13 protein-coding genes are annotated in these 18,325 nt (G+C 41.2%); all 13 read left to right on the forward strand.

Annotation, left to right across the window (positions count from 1 at the left end):
- The first annotated feature begins 2 nt into the window (after positions 1-2).
- The 13 genes from VYM24_RS07890 to VYM24_RS07950 all read left to right on the forward strand — a co-directional run bounded on the left by VYM24_RS07890 (position 3) and on the right by VYM24_RS07950 (position 18,325).
- Positions 3-3,296, forward strand: coding sequence for a DUF6443 domain-containing protein (locus VYM24_RS07890; RefSeq protein WP_330941916.1), 3,294 nt, complete (start codon positions 3-5; stop codon positions 3,294-3,296).
- A 264-nt stretch (positions 3,297-3,560) separates the two neighbouring features.
- Entirely contained in the window at positions 3,561-4,124 is a 564-nt protein-coding gene (locus VYM24_RS07895; RefSeq protein ID WP_330941917.1) for a hypothetical protein, read from the forward strand.
- 46 nt (positions 4,125-4,170) lie between these two features.
- A complete protein-coding gene (locus tag VYM24_RS07900; RefSeq protein ID WP_330941918.1) occupies positions 4,171-4,362 on the forward strand; it encodes a hypothetical protein in 192 nt (63 codons plus the stop codon).
- A 16-nt stretch (positions 4,363-4,378) separates the two neighbouring features.
- Positions 4,379-4,618 (forward strand): hypothetical protein, encoded by a 240-nt coding sequence (locus VYM24_RS07905; RefSeq protein ID WP_330941919.1) that lies wholly within the window; start codon positions 4,379-4,381, stop codon positions 4,616-4,618.
- On the forward strand, positions 4,590-4,961 hold the full coding sequence (locus VYM24_RS07910) for a hypothetical protein (RefSeq protein ID WP_330941920.1): 372 nt from the start codon (positions 4,590-4,592) through the stop codon (positions 4,959-4,961). The genes VYM24_RS07905 and VYM24_RS07910 overlap by 29 nt, the downstream gene beginning before the upstream one ends.
- Positions 4,962-5,125: 164 nt before the next feature.
- Positions 5,126-7,264: an RHS repeat domain-containing protein gene (locus VYM24_RS07915; RefSeq protein ID WP_330941921.1), complete on the forward strand. Its 2,139-nt coding sequence runs from the start codon at positions 5,126-5,128 to the stop codon at positions 7,262-7,264.
- A gap of 2 nt (positions 7,265-7,266) precedes the next feature.
- Entirely contained in the window at positions 7,267-7,953 is a 687-nt protein-coding gene (locus tag VYM24_RS07920) for a hypothetical protein (RefSeq protein ID WP_299088823.1), read from the forward strand.
- Between the two features lie 32 nt (positions 7,954-7,985).
- Entirely contained in the window at positions 7,986-8,219 is a 234-nt protein-coding gene (locus tag VYM24_RS07925; RefSeq protein ID WP_217713506.1) for a hypothetical protein, read from the forward strand.
- A gap of 459 nt (positions 8,220-8,678) precedes the next feature.
- Positions 8,679-11,156: a glycoside hydrolase family 95 protein gene (locus VYM24_RS07930; protein ID WP_330941922.1), complete on the forward strand. Its 2,478-nt coding sequence runs from the start codon at positions 8,679-8,681 to the stop codon at positions 11,154-11,156.
- Positions 11,157-11,318: 162 nt separating this feature from the next.
- Positions 11,319-12,686 (forward strand): DUF3575 domain-containing protein, encoded by a 1,368-nt coding sequence (locus VYM24_RS07935; RefSeq protein WP_330941923.1) that lies wholly within the window; start codon positions 11,319-11,321, stop codon positions 12,684-12,686.
- Complete coding sequence (locus VYM24_RS07940) at positions 12,683-13,627, forward strand: DUF5119 domain-containing protein (protein WP_330941924.1); 945 nt, start codon at positions 12,683-12,685, stop codon at positions 13,625-13,627. The genes VYM24_RS07935 and VYM24_RS07940 overlap by 4 nt, the downstream gene beginning before the upstream one ends.
- Positions 13,628-13,671: 44 nt before the next feature.
- Positions 13,672-14,949, forward strand: coding sequence for a fimbrillin family protein (locus tag VYM24_RS07945; RefSeq protein ID WP_330941925.1), 1,278 nt, complete (start codon positions 13,672-13,674; stop codon positions 14,947-14,949).
- Positions 14,950-15,010: 61 nt separating this feature from the next.
- Positions 15,011-18,325, forward strand: coding sequence for a fimbrillin family protein (locus VYM24_RS07950; RefSeq protein WP_330941926.1), 3,315 nt, complete (start codon positions 15,011-15,013; stop codon positions 18,323-18,325).

The raw sequence follows: 18,325 nt of genomic DNA on the forward strand, positions 1-18,325 counted from the left end.
CTATGAAACGAATTTATATTTTGATCGTATTGTGCATCCTTTCCGGATGGGTCAAAGGACAAGTCAGCGGTAATCAGAATTATATCTCTACCCAAACTTATATTACCTCTGATAAACAAAAAAGTTTGGAACAGATTGTCTACTATGATGGCCTTGGACGTCCTGTGGAAACGGTTGATAAAGGAGTTACTCCTGACAGTAAGGATTTGGTTTCTTTACAGGAATATGACCAGTTCGGACGTGAAAGTTATTCTTGGTTGCCTGCCAAATCAAATGGTAATGGTGTGTATGTAGATATTGCCTCTGTAAAAAGTGGCGCCCAACAGTTGTCAGGAGGGGATACCCGGCCTTACACGATGTTAGTGTATGAAGCTTCTCCCCTGAAGCGGATGACAAAACAATATAGCCCGGGGCAGGCATGGCAGGATAAACCGGTACAAACAGTTCTAAGAACAAATATCTTGGGGAGTGCACAAGATTATACCGGTCCTCTTTCCTGTATTTCTTTTACACCCTTTGATGGTGAGTACTTATATAAAGGTGGGTATGTCGAGGCCGGCAATTACTTTGTGACCCAAACGATTGACGAGGATGGCAATGAAGTTTATGAGTTCAGGGATCTGCTTGATCGTGTTACCTTGACCCGATCGATGGATGGCGCTACGCACTATTCCACTTACTACGTGTATGATGGTGCGAATAATTTGCGCTATGTTCTTCCGCCTCTTGCTGCTGATGCCTTTGAAGGTTCTCTATGGGGAAGATATGATACAGATAGCATCATGAGCCAATATGCATACATCTACCGTTACGACGGTTTTAACCGTTGCATTTATAAGAAACTTCCGGGCTGCGAGCCGGTCTATTACATTTATGATAAAGCGGGGCGTTTGATATTATCTCAGGATGGCGAACAGCGCAGTAAGGGCGAGTGGATGTTTACTCTTCCGGATATTTTGGGGCGTACCGTACTTAGCGGAATTTGCAAGAACTCCTTTGACTATAAAAGTAAACCTTTGGAAGCTACGGTCGTAAAAGCTACTTGGGGGAGTTCTGTCAGTACAAATATGGGATATACGATATCCGGCTTAACTCTAAGTGACCCTGTAATCCTTTCGGCTGACTATTATGATAACTATGATTTCATCGGTAAAAACAGCATTCCGTCTTCAATGGGGTATGACAGTTCTGTTTCCGGTTTTGGTATCCGGTATACCGACGGTTACAAAGGATTGCTGACGGGAAAAGTTACAGCCCAATTGACCGGTGCCGGAATAAGCGGTTACCTCTATTCAGCTTTTTATTATGATGATAGAGGCCGTATCATCCAAAGCCGGTCTACCAATCATCTTGGCGGTCTGGAAACGGAATGTTTTGCTTATAATCTGATAGGGGATGTTCTTAAAAAGAAACATGTCCACACGCAAGGCGCAATTTCGCAAGAGGAGCTTTATACTTACGATTACGATCACGCCCGTCGTTTAATAAAGACGCGTCATAAACTGGGAAACAATGCGGAGGTGGTTCTTTCACAGAATACCTATAATGACTTGGGGCAATTGGTGTCCACCCAAAGGTACGGCCGTTCCGACTTGACGACTACTTACACGTATAATGTCCGTTCGTGGCTCCAATCTGTTTCCACGGCTAATTTGTTCAGCCAGATCTTATATTATAACGAGTCTTATGGTGGCAGTACGGGACGGTATAACGGAAATATGTCAGCCATGAGCTGGAAATCCTCCGGAGATTCCGGTCTTCGTGGTTATGCTTTCAGTTATGACGGGCTTTCCCGCCTGACGGCTGCCAACTATCTGTTGAATGGCTCGGTAAATGCAAACTATAATACCTCCTATACTTATGACAAGCATGGTAATCTAAAAACTTTGATGCGCTATGGTAAAACCGGTAGTAGTGTTTATGGAGTCATGGACAATCTGACTTGCACCTATACAGGCAATCAGCTTTACAACGTTTCCGATAGTGGTACCGATCCGCTATATAGTGGCGCTTTCAATTTTATGGATGGCACCAAGAACTCTTCCCGGGAATATAAATATGATGCCAATGGAAATATGCAGGAAGATTTCAATAATAAGATAACTAAGATTCAATATAATTTCTTAAATTTGCCTGTTGCCCTGCAATTTACGAATGGTAACCGTACCGATTATCTGTATGGCTCAGATGGCATGAAACGTCGGGTTACTTACTCTACCGCCGTTGCCAACGTGAATGTGCCTATGGGTGAGATCCGTACTTTGTCAAGTAACCAGGTCTCCGCAACCCATACCGTTGATTATTGTGGCAATGTGATCTATGAGGGAGGGAATTTGAGTAAGATCTTGACTGAAGAGGGGTATATCACTCTCAGCGGCAGTGCTCCTACTTATCATTATTATCTGAAAGACCATCAGGGTAATAATCGTGTAGTGACTTATTGGAATGGCAGTAAATGGCTTGTGGAACAAGTGAATCATTACTATCCTTTCGGTGGAGTGTTTGCAGAGGGCACTGCGGTAAGTAATCAGGCTTATAAGTATAATGGCAAGGAGCTTGATCGGATGCACGGGTTGGACTGGTATGATTATAGTGCAAGAATGCATGATGCGGCTTTGGGGCGGTTTACGACGGTGGATTCGATGGCGGAATTATATTATAATTGGTCTCCATATAGTTATACATTTAACAATCCATTAAGATTTACTGATCCGAGTGGGGCGATTCCTGTTGACAGTGTTAAATGGGATACCTTTGATCCAGTTAATGATCAAATAGATCTAAATGATGTATTAGTTGTAGCTGAAAGTCCTTGGACTATTACTGAACGAGGGGGGACATATTTTATGTATAATGTATTTACAAATCAGCGTGGGCGTGTTGTTGGAGAAAAAGGATTAGAGAACAAGGATTGGGTTGTATTTGATATATTACTAGCTGGTAGATTATCTAGTACAAGAGCTGCATCTGCAAGTGTTAGTACTATTTCTACACAAGAGGCATTACGAAAACTTTCAGAATCAGCTATTACTAGAGGGGTTAATTATGTAATGAGAAACCCTAATAAGATTAATCATATTTTTAATCAAGCAAGGCATAATTTGGCTCCTTTGGTAACTAAGCTCGGTGGACAAGAAAATACTGTGAAAACGGTGTTAAATACGTTAAATTCTGCAGGAAATTTGCCAGTGTCAGGACTTTTTGAAAGTACTATTAGTATTGGTGGTACAAATATTACAGTTCGAGGAATAGTTCAAGAGGGATTTCCCAAAATAGCGACAATGTTTATACCATAATTATACTCATTAGTGGAATTAAAAACAAAACTTGAATGTTTATGTATGTATCTGATTGTTAATGTGATAGAGGTCTTGTTCTCTCTTGTGATTGAACGGCCAATTTATGATGAAAAAAAGTATTAAAATATGATGTTTTCGCTACGGTAATCGGTAGAGCTAACATGGTTACTGTTTATAAAAGGTTAGTAAAGTTAATGGAAAACTTAATAGAGAGTCAGTATGCGCTAAATTAGCTCTTCAATAACTAATTATTTTTGTATTATGGAATGGAAAAAAAAGATAAAAGGGTATTTTAAGAATGACAATTATGCATATTCTATCGCTCTGCTGAAAAGAAATATATTAGAAAAAAATGATTTGTTAGATACATTTGTCAATCTAATATATGTGTATTTGTATTCCATTGTTGAAACAGATATATCGAAAGAAACCAAACAGGCCTATTTAGAGGATTTAAATTCTACTTTTAAGATTTTTATTGAAGATGAAGAGAATATAAACAATCCTGAGTTTTTGTTTTATACAGCTTACATAGCATCTTCTTTTGGTGAGTTTTACTTAGATTTGACTTGTAATGATATAGAACGAATGTTTGAGAAGTCTTTCCAAATAGATCCTTTAAATTTGCTTTATGTTTGGGGGTATTCTCCATATTTGAATGCAGACTATGCTGAAATAAGGAAAGAATATGCAGTAAAAATAGTGAGTAATAGTGAGTATCTGGACAATATTAAGGAAAAAGCCATTGTTGGAGATAATCTATTAGATATCTTGTATTTTGAGGCTGGTATCGAAGGCAACACGCAAAACATCCTAAATACATGAAACAGATGGAAATAACTTGAAAGATGTTTTAAGAGAGAATCCTATAATGACCCTTAAGGAAGCTGTGGATGTGGTGAAGGATGTACAATCCGGTACTAAGAATGCCATAGAAAGTAATCCCAATACAAAGATTAATGACTTAAAATTGGAACAACAAGTTGTTCTTGTTGACAATACTAAAGTAGTAACGCCAGCAGATCCGATAAAGATTAAATATAAGAATCCATGGGAAGCATAATTAAAATGTAAAATTTATGAAGTACTTTATTGTAGAAGATTCGCTTGATGAAAAGGTTGTAGGAAAGGATTTCCCTCAAGCCTATAAGTTTATCAAAGGATATAATCCTGATGCACCTAATATGTTATTTAGTATATATAAATATAGAGAATCATTCCCGGATTATATACCAGATCTTGATGGCGTAATGCTATCAGGATTAGCGAAATTAACCAATATTGTAAGTAATGGTTTTAGTCATTTTTTTCATAATTGATGAAAGGGTAAAACAACTACTTGAACAATATAAATTATGCCCTCATCGCTTCTATCCTTTGGGATTGTATAAAAGAAAAGTTAAATATAATCATTTTCTCCTTTATATCGTTTCTAACTATATTGATTACGTTGATTGTGCAAAAACCTTGTTTATAGAATATAATATAGCTTCGGGGAAAAAAATTGGCGATGTCTTTATAAAATCTAAGGACGAACTGTTTCAAAAGAGAGATGGAATAAAGAAAGAAAAAGGATATAGTCAGACAATTTGGGGTAACAAAATTGTGATGAATGATCAATTTGATCTCGAACTTGATTTTTTTTACAATAATGCGGATTGATGGTAGTCAGTATATTAGTGAACATTTGAAGAATGCTATAGAGGCTAATGGACTGGGTTTTTACTCCGGCTACAAATTTAGTGGTGGAATAATAATGTCTCTCAAAATCATTGTTTTTGGGTATGATTGTAAAAACTACTTAGGGAAGTCCCGTTAATATCAATATGGGGTATGACAGTTCTGTTTCCGGTTTTGGTATCCGGTATACCGACGGTTACAAAGGATTGCTGACGGGAAAAGTTACAGCCCAATTGACCGGTACCGGAATAAGCGGTTACCTCTATTCAGCTTTTTATTATGATGATAGAGGCCGTATCATCCAAAGCCGGTCTACCAATCATCTTGGCGGTCTGGAAACGGAATGTTTTGCTTATAATCTGATAGGGGATGTTCTTAAAAAGAAACATGTCCACACGCAAGGCGCAACTTCGCAAGAGGAGCTTTATACTTACGATTACGATCACGCCCGTCGCTTGATAAAGACGCGTCATAAACTGGGAAACAATGCGGAGGTGGTTCTTTCCGAGAATACCTATAATGACCTTGGACAGTTAGCTACCAGCCGGAAGCATGGCCGTTCCGATTTGACGACTACTTACACGTATAATGTCCGTTCGTGGCTCAAGTCTGTTTCCACGGGTAATTTGTTCAGCCAGACCTTATATTATAACGAGTCTTATGGTGGCAGTACGGGACGGTATAACGGGAATATATCAGCCATGAGCTGGAAATCCTCCGGAGATTCCGGTCTTCGTGGCTATGCTTTCAGTTATGACGGGCTTTCCCGCCTGACGGCTGCCAACTATCTGTTGAATGGCTCGGTAAATGCAAACTATAATACCTCCTATACTTATGACAAGCATGGTAATCTAAAAACTTTGATGCGCTATGGTAAAACCGGTAGTAGTGTTTATGGAGTCATGGACAATCTGACTTGCACCTATACAGGCAATCAGCTTTACAACGTTTCCGATAGTGGTACCGATCCGCTATATAGTGGCGCTTTCAATTTTATGGATGGCACCAAGAACTCTTCCCGGGAATATAAATATGATGCCAATGGAAATATGCAGGAAGATTTCAATAATAAGATAACTAAGATTCAATATAATTTCTTAAATTTGCCTGTTGCCCTGCAATTTACGAATGGTAACCGTACCGATTATCTGTATGGCTCAGATGGCATGAAACGTCGGGTTACTTACTCTACCGCCGTTGCCAACGTGAATGTGCCTATGGGTGAGATCCGTACTTTGTCAAGCAGTCAGGTCTCCGCAACTCATACCGTTGATTATTGTGGCAATGTGATCTATGAGGGAGGGAATTTGAGTAAGATCTTGACTGAAGAGGGATATATCACTCTCAGCGGCAGTACTCCTACTTATTATTATTATCTGAAAGACCATCAGGGTAATAATCGTGTAGTGACTCATTGGAATGGCAGTAAATGGCTTGTGGAACAAGTGAATCATTACTATCCTTTCGGTGGAGTATTTGCAGAGGGCACTGCGGTAAGTAATCAGGCTTATAAGTATAATGGCAAGGAGCTTGACCGGATGCACGGGTTGGACTGGTATGACTATAGTGCAAGAATGCATGATGCGGCTTTGGGGCGGTTTACGACGGTGGATCCGATGGCGGAGAAGTATTATTCTATTAGTCCGTATGTGTATGTGGCAAATAATCCATTAAAGTATATTGATTTGAGAGGAGATAGTATAAGTGTTGTAGATCTTTATGCACAAGATAAACAAGGTAATCTTATAAATCCCAATAAAGTGAAAGCTTTCGAATTTCTTGCGAGTACGAAAGAAGGAAAGTCGTTATTGGCAAATTATGCTGCGAAGGGGCAAACTGTAGCAGGTATTACTTTCAATAAAGAGGGGAAATTTCATGAAGAAGGCATTAATATATTGTTTGGGACAAAAGTTTCTAGTCAAATATCTTCAGGAAGTACATCTTTTACTTTGGATGAAACAAGTATGAATATTCGAGTAGGGGTAGGAAACTCTTCTGATATTGGTGATCTACTAGATACTTTTGTCCATGAGATAGCAATTCATGCTGACCAATCCTCAGCTGATTTTATTGATGACAGAATTATGAATAATTCAAACGCTTATCCCGCGTTACGAAAAATGAATCAATCAAGAGGTTATACACAACATTGGCAGGAAAGAAATGTAAATAGGGCTATGGAAAGAATAGGAGTGCCCATAATGCAACAATATTACAAGTCGCAAGGAATAGTTAAATCAAATTCTGCTATTTTGAAAACGGTTTATGGATTCTTAAATAATTAATTATGAAAAAGTATTTTATCGTGATGATATTGCTGATTGGGGTACAATCGTGTAGGGCCGATAGCGCTGATGGGTATGAGATGAAAGTACTTATTGAAATTTTCGATGATTTGGTTGAAGAAATGGGTGTTTTAGGAGAGCAGGAAGTTCCTCCTCTCCCTTCAATTTTAGTTTTTGATAATAATAATGCTATAGGCTATGATACTACTGAATATAAAAAGAAGCTTGATGGGATTAAGACAAGAGACAGAAATATAGGAGATTCCATTTGGGTCATAGCCGTTTTTGATTCTCTAATCAGTTGTTTAAATGAGAATTTGAATATAGAATCTGTTAGGGAGCAATTACCTGGTCGGGGTTATATTGAGGCATTTAACGCAATGAAAAACCCTTCGATTACAGGTCAGCCGCTAGACTTATCCAAAATAGGAAAAAGAGAGGAGTTCACATTGAAATACTATTCAGAGTTTCCTGAAGGATTTCAAATTTGGGAAAGAGAAAACTATGATTTTCTTTTCTCCGGAATATTGGAAGTATCGAGAATCTATTTTGATAGAAAAAGACAATTCGGACTTTTATACAGTTCCTATGTTTGTGACCGACTTTGTGGTGAGGGAGCGATTATCTGCATTCATAAGATTGATGATAAATGGGTAATTGATAAAAAAATATTGCTGTGGGTGTCCTAATCAAACTATGAATATCTGTAAATACAAATAATATGGTAAAAATATCCTGTTTTAAAAGTTTTGATCTTTATAGGACTAAACCTTATTTATTTAATAAAGTGGATATCAAAGTAGATTTTCACACTCACTTGTCTCGCTTTGGTGATAATGATAGATTAAGACCATCTACTATAAGTGGTGATATAGGATATAAAGAAAGGCTGTTAAAGAATAATCCTTGGATGAAGTTTATAATAGTTACAAATCCCAAAACATTTGAATACTAATGAGAATATTTCTATTTATTAGTTTAATACTGTGTGTAGGTTGTTCTACATCAAAAAGGAAACTAGTTATAAAAGGTACATCTGACGATGCCATAATATGTGCAATTCATGATTTTGTATATACAGAAAAACAGGCAAAAAAAGATAGTATTTTTTTGATTTCTATTTGTGATATGGATGAATCAATACTGAAGATATTGATTAGTAGAGATCCCAATCCGTATTTCGTATCTACTGAAGACTGTAAAACATATACCTATAAAGGATTTCCGACTCAATATTATATTCATTCTAATAAGTTATTTTATGGATAACAACTAAATAAGTTTGGACAGGAAGAAAATGGGAAAAATTTCTTCCTGTTCTATTTTCTTGTATCTTTGTCCGTGACATTGATATGGATGAGAATGTTTTTAATAACGCTTCTCTGATAAGGCGAGGCATATTTATATTTTACGTATGAAAGCACTAATTTTGTTTTTTCTAGTTTCTGCTTCTTCACTAATCGCAGTGGCTGATACGTTGGCAGATAATTACAATCATCAGCTTTATTATACCACTCCGGCTACCATTTGGGAAGAAACCCTGCCTTTGGGTAACGGTCGTTTGGGTATGATGCCCGACGGAGGTATTGATAAGGAACATATTGTACTAAATGAAATTTCACTTTGGAGCGGTATGGAGGCCGATTACGGTAATCCGGATGCATCCCGCAGTTTGCCTGCTATCCAGCAACTTTTGTTTGACGGTAAGAATAAAGAGGCGCAGGAGTTGATGTACAAAAGTTTTGTTCCTAAGAAACCTGAATCGGGTGGTACTTATGGTAATTATCAGATGTTGGCTGATCTTACCTTAAATTTTAGTATTCCGGTCAGAAGGAAATTTGCTTCCGATGAGGTGGTTCCGGTTACCAATTATCGCCGTTGGCTCGATTTACGCGATGCTGTGGCTTATACTACTTTTACGAAAGGAGGCATTGATTATCAGCGTGAATATTACACTTCCCGTGATAAGGATGTCATGATTATACACTTGACAGCCAGTCGCCGCCGTTCTCTCTTTTTCACAGCCTCTCTTTCCCGGCCGCAGCAAGGAACGGTGTCTTTGGTTCCCGGTAGTGGGAAAGAGGCGGGTACACTTTTGTTGGAAGGTGCTTTAGATAGTGGCAAAACCGGTCAAGATGGAATGAAATATCGTGTTGCCATGAGGGTGGTTTCCAAAGGTGGGAAGCAGTCTGTTTCTGCCGAAAACGGCATTATGTTGGCGCAGGGATCGGAAGCCTGGCTGATAATTTCCGCTACTACTTCCTATGCTGCTGCCGGTACGGATTTTCCCGGAAGTCGTTATAAGGAAGTTTGTGACAGCCTGTTGAATACCGCTACGCTCCCCAATTCTCAACTCTCTATTCTTAACCCTCAACTTCATAACGCTTCCCATCGCGAACTTTATGACCGTGTTTCTTTAACTCTTCCTGCTACGGAAGATGATGCATTACCGACCAATGAGCGTATCGTTCGTTTCACAGAACGGGAATCTCCTGCCTTGGCTGCACTGTATTATAACTATGGCCGTTATTTACTTATCAGCAGTACCCGTCCCGGAAGCCTGCCACCGAATTTGCAGGGATTGTGGGCAAATGGAGTGCAAACTCCCTGGAATGGTGACTATCACACCAATATCAATATCCAGATGAATCACTGGCCTCTTGAACAGGCCGGTCTTTCGGAACTTTATGGGCCTTTGACGGGGCTTGTTGAACGTCTTGTTCCTTCGGGGAGGGAGACTGCCCGCACCTTTTATGGCAATCATGCCCAAGGCTGGGTGCTCCACATGATGACGAATATCTGGAACTACACGGCTCCGGGCGAACATCCTTCCTGGGGAGCGACTAACACCGGTGGCGCCTGGTTGTGTGCGCATCTTTGGGAACATTATCAATATACTCAGGATATAGAATATCTGAAAAAGATATATCCCATACTGAAAGGTGCTTCTGAGTTTTTCCATTCTACGATGGTGTGCGAACCTAAGCATGGTTGGCTGGTGACGGCTCCTACGTCTTCTCCTGAGAACGCTTTCTTTGTAGGAGACGATCCGATACCCGTCAGTGTTTGTATGGGCCCGACGATGGATGTTCAATTGTTGACAGAACTCTATACGAATGTGATTGAAGCTGCCTCTATATTGGAGTGTGACGATGATTATGCCGCGGATTTGCGGGAGGCTTTGGAGAAGTTCCCACCTATGCAAATCAGTAAGGGGGGCTATCTGCAAGAGTGGCTGGAAGATTATAAAGAACAGGATGTACATCATCGTCATGTTTCCCATCTTTATGGTTTGCACCCGGGTAATCTGATTTCTCCTGACGCTACGCCCGAGCTTGCCAATGCTTGTCGTGCTACGCTGAACCGTCGTGGGGATGGTGGCACAGGTTGGAGCCGTGCCTGGAAGATTAATTTCTGGGCTCGCCTGGGGGATGGTGACCGTGCCTGGGCTCTTTTCAAGAGTCTTCTTCAACCGGCTGTCGATCCACAGACTAAGCGTCATGGTAGTGGGACGTTTCCGAATTTATTTTGTTCGCATCCTCCTTTCCAGATTGACGGTAATTATGGTGGTGCAGCCGGTATTGGTGAAATGCTGATGCAGAGCCATGAAGGGTTTATTCATTTGTTACCTGCCTTGCCGAAGAGTTGGCATGCCGGTAACTTCCGTGGGATGAAAGCTCGTGGCGGTCTTTCGGTAGATTTGGAGTGGAAAGACGGAAAGGCGGTGAAAGCTATACTTACGGCAACTGTACCGGGAAATTTTCACATAAAGATGCCGGCAGGTGTCAAATGGGCAAGAATGACACTGAACGGAAAGGGTAATACATATACAGGTATGACGATTTCTTTGAAGTTGGCTGCAGGGGGCTCTTGTATGTTGTCATTTGATTAAAATGTTATATTTTATGCGCATTAACATGTAAATATAGAGAGTCTGTAGGATTGGTCTGTTATTTTTGGTTAAATATTTTGTACTTTTTTAGCTATAATATATAATTTTGCAGTGACAAAATTAAATAATAGTAAAGAGGGATTTTATTAGTGTCATGTATTTATGAAAAGTATAGTAATTGCGTGCCATTTAATGTTATTTTTGGGATTTAATTTATCTGCGCAAAATCTAACAGCATATCAAGATACATTACATATTCATATAAATTTTCGGCAGGGGTATTCTTTTGTCGACTCTTCTTATTGTGACAATCGGGCACAGCTGGACAGCTTGGTTACGTTGTTGAATGGTGCTGTCAGCGATTCGCTTTCCATTGTGAGATCTGTAACAGTGAAGGGATGTGCTTCGCCTGAGGGATATACATCTTGGAATCATACTCTGTCGGAAAAACGCGCCCGAAATGTACGTGCTTATATCCTTGAAAAAACTTCTTTAGTTGATTCTGTGGTTCATGTCGGTCCTTCCGATGTGGGGTGGGAACTGTTGAGTGAAATGATTGCGGCTTCCGATCAACCCTGGCGTGATGAGGCTGTTGAAATCATTGCAAATACACCTATCTGGATATTTGAGGAAGGACGCATTGTGGACGGACGTAAGAACCGTCTGTGTATGTTGCGGGGTGGTCGTGCATGGAGATATATGTCGGAACATTTTTTCCCAGTCTTGAGAAATACCCGTTTTCAGATAATTTATGAGAAAGAATTGCTTCACAAGCCTTTGATTGAGGCAAAGGAAGGAGTAACAGATGGTAATGTTTTCAAAGCGGAGAAGCTGGAAACGGACTTGGTGACAGCCGATACGTTAATGTTTGAATCAGAGAATGGAGTAGTACATGATGCCCATGTAGAAATATCCGGAGAGGGATTGGTCAATGGTGGAACGGAAATGGGGCTACAGGAAACCGGAAAAGAACAGTCCCGGAAAGAGCGTAGACGGGGATTATTGCTCAAGACTAACTTGCTGTATGATGCTGTTACTGTGCCCAATGTCGGGTTGGAAATTCCGCTGGGAACGGTATGGTCGGTGGGTGTCAACTGGATGTATGCATGGTGGAGTAATGGGGCGAAGCACCGTTACTTAAGGACGTATGGCGGTGATGTGGAGTTGCGTAGATGGTTTTCTCCGAAACACCGGAGCCGGACATGGATGTGCGGCCACCATGTGGGAGTGTATGGGCAAATGTTGACTTACGATGTGGAGTGGGGAGGCACAGGCTATCAGGGCGGTCGCTGGACATGGGCGGCGGGGCTTTCTTACGGATACTCTTTGCCTGTGGGCAAGCACTTCAATATAGACTTCACTATAGGTGTAGGTTATCTGCAGGGCGACTACATGAAATACACCCCGCAGGATAACTGCTATGTGTGGGATTCCACTCACGGGCGGAAATGGTTTGGACCTACCAAGGCGGAAATTTCTCTCGTTTGGTTTATTGGCGGACGTTACGAGCGGAAAGGAGGTGTGCGATGAGCCGGTTTGTCGGAAAATGTTGGATGGTGGTTTTGTTCCTGTGCTTGCTTCCATCGTGTGATCACAAAGAGCTTTGCTTCGACCATGCCCATATGGTCGACCTCGATATCCGTTTCGACTGGTCGGAGGCACCCGATGCCGATCCGCGTACTATGGTGGTGCAGTTCTTCCGGATGGATGGAAGCTACTACACCAGCCGGGAGTTGCCTCGGGCTGCAGGCGGAAAGGTACGTGTGGAGGCGGATGAATATATGCTGTTGTTCCACAATGGAGAAATGGAAGCTGTGGGAGAGGGCGGCAATACGTATGACTCTTTTTGGCTCTATACCAAACCTCAGTCCATCCTCGACCCGATGGGAAGAGGTGGACTGGCGACATTGCCCCCCGAGGCTACGGCAGGCGAGCCGGTACGCGGCATCCCCGAAGTGGTGTGGGGCGGGCGACATGCGTATCTTAATGTGCAGCGAGGGGGCGAAGGGCAGTCCGTCACGCTGAAACCGGCTGAAGTGACCACGTGGTACACGATAGAGGTGTGCAATGTGGAGAATATGGATCCTATGCTCGACGTGAGTGGTGCTTTGTCCGGTATGTGCGAGGGATGGCGGTTGAAAGAAGACGTATCTGCGGGTATTTCGGTGACAATGCCGTTCGAGTTGGAACGTCGCTATGATGAGAAAAAGCTTGTGGCACGTTTCCCGACGTTTGGACACTGTCCCGTCAGTGTGGGAAAGCATACATTTTTTATATATACTTCACGGCAGACGTATTATGACTTTGACGTGACTGACAAAATACATGATGGCAATGGCGGCATGGACGAATCCAAGGAAATCCATATTGTGATTGACGATGGCTTAAAACTCCCTCCGGCTACGGGAGGAATGACACCCTCCATTGACGGATGGGACGATGTGGTGAACAATGACATAAATATGAACTGAGAAGAATTTTAAAAAAAAATAATAAATTTATTAAGAAAACGGTTATGAAAAAGAATGTAAAGCTATTAGGAATGGTGGCAATGTTCTCCGTAGCATTAGCCTCCTGCGCGAATGATGAACTGAAAGAGGTTTATCAAGGTGAAGAGATCTCGTTTACTACGCGAATGACAAGGGCGGTGGAAACAAACACTGGCAATTTGAAGGCATTCAAGGTGTATGCACATGCTGAAGGTTATGGTAACACTATGTTTATAGATGGTCTGCTGGCTGAAAAAGTAGGGACTACCAATACTTACTCTATTGTTTCAGAAACGGGAGGGGGGATTTTTTGGCCTTCACAGGTGAACAAGATTCAGTTTTGGGCTTATGGGCCTTTTCAATCAAAGACTGAAGGTGTTAGTGTAACACCTGTTATAAACTATAATAGTCAATCGCTTAATGATTTTGCAGTAAAATCGTCTATGACAGATGGAGGAAAAGAGCATGAAGACTTGATTGTGGCTTATCGAGAAGCTGTTCATGGTGCTCAAACAGGAACAAATGTAAGTTTGGATTTTAAACATGCATTAGCGCAAATAGTAGTTAAGGCAAAGCGGACTGATAAAGAAAAAACTGTAAAGATCAAAGGGGCATGGTTGATGAATGTAAAATCAAAAGGAAATCTCAAGTTTGATAAGGGCGCAACTGATAATGATAATATGTTATGGACTGATATTTCCGAAGTAACAAACTATGGTGTTCAGCAAACAGATGGATTACCTCTTTTGGATGAAAGTTCTTTTTTGATAGGTATGTCTAAGGAAAATGCTGAATCACTGGATAATACCAGTTTGATGTTGATTCCGCAAACGGGTACTGCATGGAATAAGGATAATGCTACGGATGGTACATATATATTGTTGCTTTGTCGTGTTGAAGCAAAACATAAGGGGGCTGAACATGATGGGGGAAATTCTGGTGATGTAGTGGTAGATAAAGAAAATAATACTCATACCCATCAGCTTTTCCCTGTTACTACAACCTATGATGAAGAAGAGTATGGATATACTTGTGTAGCTATTCAACCGGAGTGGAAACATGGTAAAAAATATGTGTATAATCTTGAATTCTGTGGTGCTAATAGTGGGGCTGGAGTTTATCCTCCTAAAGATATTGAAAATATTGAAGGTTTGCCTAAAGGTGACAATATTATAACTGATATTCCTGAAGGTAAGAATGTAGGTGATCCGGTACTTGACAATCCTATCACTTTTACGGTTACTGTTGATGGTTGGACATCTGAAGGTAGTGATGGTGAAGATAAAGATACTCCTATGAACTAATTCAATAACCAGTGTTTTTTTGTATTCCATGATTATGCGACGTTCTTCTATGCCTTGTCCTATGTTTGACTTTGTAACTGGTGTATTGATGTTCGGTTTATTCTGTTGCTTTTCGTCGTGTGTGGATGACACATTCGGCAAGTACGGGCAAAGTGCATCCGGTCCGTTGTCATTTGCGGTAAATGTGCCGGATGGTTGGACCAATGGTTCCTCCACACGTGCTGCCGACAAGGACATAAGCATAAAGAAGATGTCGCAATCCGGAGGAGGAAAATCTCTATATTTAGTTACTGAAATTTCGGAAGCCGCTGTAGATACAGTGGCTTCCGATGCAGTAACTCGTGGTAAGCCGGTAGAGGATGTAGAAGCATTTGCCGGCAATAGTTTCGGCCTTTCTGCCATTTGTTACACCGGCGACTGGCCTGAAAACGATACTGAAAACAAGTGGACCACTAACTTTGCCCACAATGTAAAGGTGAGCACCACAGATAAAGGGGCGACATGGAAGCCGGCGATTCCCCTTCATTGGCTAGGTTCGGGAAATCTCAGGTTCTTTGCTTATTCTCCTTATTCTGCCACCGGAACCGGTTCTTCTACCGATAATGCGGAAAGCGACAAAACTTCTGATGTGGCGGCAGAATATAGTATCACTCATTCACGGGAAACCGAGACCGGGATTCCCACACTGACCTACACGGTTCCCGATGACGTGACCAAGCAAGTGGACCTCATGGTTGCAACCGCCGACTGTAAAGGCGATGGTACGGGAACAGACGCGAATGCCGGAACTGTAAGTCTGAAGTTCACTCACGCGCTGACCTCCGTCACTATAAAGACAGGTGAAAAAATGCTTGCGGGCAAAGTCACCGGTATATCTATTTCCGGAGTGTACGGAAGCGGCACTTACCGGATAGGAGCTGATAAGTGGACAACTACAGGTGAATCTAATCGCACATTCACCATAAATAACGAAACAAAATTGCCGGTAAACTCAACTGGAGAAGAACCGGACGAAATCATGACCGGCTCCGGTACGGTGCTTAATAAGGATGAATACACCTTCATGATGATTCCCCAAACACTGCCGGACGGTGCAAAATTACAAATCAGTTTTATTGATAGCATTACCGACACCTCCCGTACACTTACCGCCGAGCTGAAAGGCAGTACCTGGCCCGTCGGGAAGAAAGTCACCTACTCAGTCAATTCCACCGGAATCGTGATAGAGCCGGTAATTAAATTGACGATCAATCGGGCAAATACCCTGTATCCTAATGGCGGTTATAAAGGTAGGGAAGTACCGAGGGATCCTAATGGTGATCCAAAATCTCTATACGAAGAAATGACAGAGGCTGAAAAGTTGGCATATCTTCCTGTCAGCGGTCTTTTGAATGATGTAAGCATTGCTTCATATATCCGTGTGCTACAAGCCGGTGCAGAATCAGAGGCAGCGAAAGAACAGATTCGGAAGCTTGATTTTAAGATCGAGTGGTCTGTTGATAATGGCGCTAGTTGGCATTCATCGGAAAGCGGTTCAAAAAAGATGGGATGGCGACCGGCAACTATCCTCCAAAGTACTGCAGACGAAAACGACTGGACGAAACCTGTAAGCGGAAGTATACTTTTGCCTGCTCAAAATCAATTTACATACATGCAGGAATTCTTGTACGGAAAACAAAAATCTATAGACAATTACCGGGCTGAAACAATTACATCTACAGGAAAAGGTTCGGAAACTGAACCATACGACTTGGTCGAGAATAATGAAGTAGCCCAAGAAAGTGCCAACTGCTATATCGTGAATGATCATGGATATTATAAATTTCCGGCTTATTATGGAAATACTTATAATAAAGCAGGTGATACTTCGTCTTACAAGTATGCCGGTAACATAGAAGACGTTCCGGAGGGGACTCGTAATTTTGTACTTACAGACTTTGTGGGATACGATAACCAACCTATCTCAGAAGGTGCTATCTCAGGAGTAACTGATGCAATACTACTATGGCAAGACAGTCCGGATCTTGTTACGGATGTAAAATACAGCAGCGATGGTTGGGTCTCTTTTCGTGTACCCGAAGAGACTATTAATCAAGGCAATGCCGTGATTGCTGTGCGCAAGGGTGAAGATATTTTATGGAGTTGGCATATATGGGTCACCCATCGTCAATGGAATAGTTCATCTTGCGTGCAATTGTCAGATGAAAATAAGAATGAAAACGGCAAGCCGTTTATCATAGTTCCTTGCAATCTTGGCTACTGCGAACCACATGAGGAAGATGCTGAAAGAGAGGTTCTTATGCGCTTTGTGGCTACTTCCATTCCTGTAGGTGATGATGGAGTTATACTAAAAAAACAAATCACAATTGAAGGAGTACCATGGCAATCTACAGAGTCTGAAAAAGGGGCTGTCATTGCGTTTACTCAACCCAAGATTGTGGCGTCTGCAGCAGGTGACAATACTTATTATCAATGGGGACGTAAGGATCCGATGCTTCCGGGTATTCATAATAGTGACACTTATAATAATAGTAATACAGAATTCGACATGGTAAATAAAGTGTTCTATTCTAAATCTGAAGAAGGATATCGTTTCACTTCATCTGAAAGTGCCAGGAGTATTGGAGATGGTATAAAATATCCAAATGAATTTTTTATGCACAAGCGACCACAAAATCTTCCCACAAATCCAACTGATGAACAAAAAGCTAAATATGAAGTGGAAAATTATAAACGACGTCACTGGCACGATGGAACAATAAGCGGATATAGTGGGGTTGCTACTGATTATAATAAAAAAACCGTTATGAACTATTGGAATACACAATTAGTTGAAAGTGCAAACGCAGGATTTAACCATAAGGTAGGAATGGATGTACAAAATTACAAAGAACCAGTTAATGGTAAATATGTTGTCAAAACAATATACGATCCCTCACCGGCAGGATTTAAAATTCCGCCCCTTAAGGCTTTTGCTGATTTTTTTGATACTGTAAAACTCACCTTTAAAACAAACACTGATAATTCCCAGACGACTATATGTGAAAGCCCAAATGCTATTTATATAAACTCTCCATTCGCAGGATGGAAGGTTTCTGTACTCGAAAGAGAATTTTATTTCCCAGCTACCGGAGTACGCGATATGGGAACATATAATACAGAGGTAAAGTATGGCACTTTTCCTGGCTTTTCTTCAATAACATATATAGCAACATCTGGATTTCATAAAGGCGATGGAGCAAGTTCCAGTTGTTTGATATTTTCTATAGATAAAAGAAGTGGTAATTTTACAAATTGTACCACTCCTATTCAAGGAACCAACAACGCCTACGGTTTCACTGTCCGCCCCATCTGTGATGGTCAGACGGGGAATTAA

Origin of the sequence: Bacteroides sp. MSB163, from assembly GCF_036416795.1 — a bacterium.
Classification (GTDB): domain Bacteria; phylum Bacteroidota; class Bacteroidia; order Bacteroidales; family Bacteroidaceae; genus Bacteroides; species Bacteroides maternus.

Excerpts from the sequence above, each read along its gene's own strand:
- VYM24_RS07890 (WP_330941916.1), top strand. The coding sequence starts at position 3 with ATGAAACGAATTTATATTTTGATCGTATTGTGCATCCTTTCCGGATGG.
- VYM24_RS07895 (WP_330941917.1), top strand. The coding sequence starts at position 3,561 with ATGGAATGGAAAAAAAAGATAAAAGGGTATTTTAAGAATGACAATTAT.
- VYM24_RS07900 (WP_330941918.1), top strand. The coding sequence starts at position 4,171 with ATGACCCTTAAGGAAGCTGTGGATGTGGTGAAGGATGTACAATCCGGT.
- VYM24_RS07905 (WP_330941919.1), top strand. The coding sequence starts at position 4,379 with ATGAAGTACTTTATTGTAGAAGATTCGCTTGATGAAAAGGTTGTAGGA.
- VYM24_RS07910 (WP_330941920.1), top strand. The coding sequence starts at position 4,590 with ATGGTTTTAGTCATTTTTTTCATAATTGATGAAAGGGTAAAACAACTA.
- VYM24_RS07915 (WP_330941921.1), top strand. The coding sequence starts at position 5,126 with ATGGGGTATGACAGTTCTGTTTCCGGTTTTGGTATCCGGTATACCGAC.
- VYM24_RS07920 (WP_299088823.1), top strand. The coding sequence starts at position 7,267 with ATGAAAAAGTATTTTATCGTGATGATATTGCTGATTGGGGTACAATCG.
- VYM24_RS07925 (WP_217713506.1), top strand. The coding sequence starts at position 7,986 with ATGGTAAAAATATCCTGTTTTAAAAGTTTTGATCTTTATAGGACTAAA.
- VYM24_RS07930 (WP_330941922.1), top strand. The coding sequence starts at position 8,679 with ATGAAAGCACTAATTTTGTTTTTTCTAGTTTCTGCTTCTTCACTAATC.
- VYM24_RS07935 (WP_330941923.1), top strand. The coding sequence starts at position 11,319 with ATGAAAAGTATAGTAATTGCGTGCCATTTAATGTTATTTTTGGGATTT.
- VYM24_RS07940 (WP_330941924.1), top strand. The coding sequence starts at position 12,683 with ATGAGCCGGTTTGTCGGAAAATGTTGGATGGTGGTTTTGTTCCTGTGC.
- VYM24_RS07945 (WP_330941925.1), top strand. The coding sequence starts at position 13,672 with ATGAAAAAGAATGTAAAGCTATTAGGAATGGTGGCAATGTTCTCCGTA.
- VYM24_RS07950 (WP_330941926.1), top strand. The coding sequence starts at position 15,011 with ATGTTTGACTTTGTAACTGGTGTATTGATGTTCGGTTTATTCTGTTGC.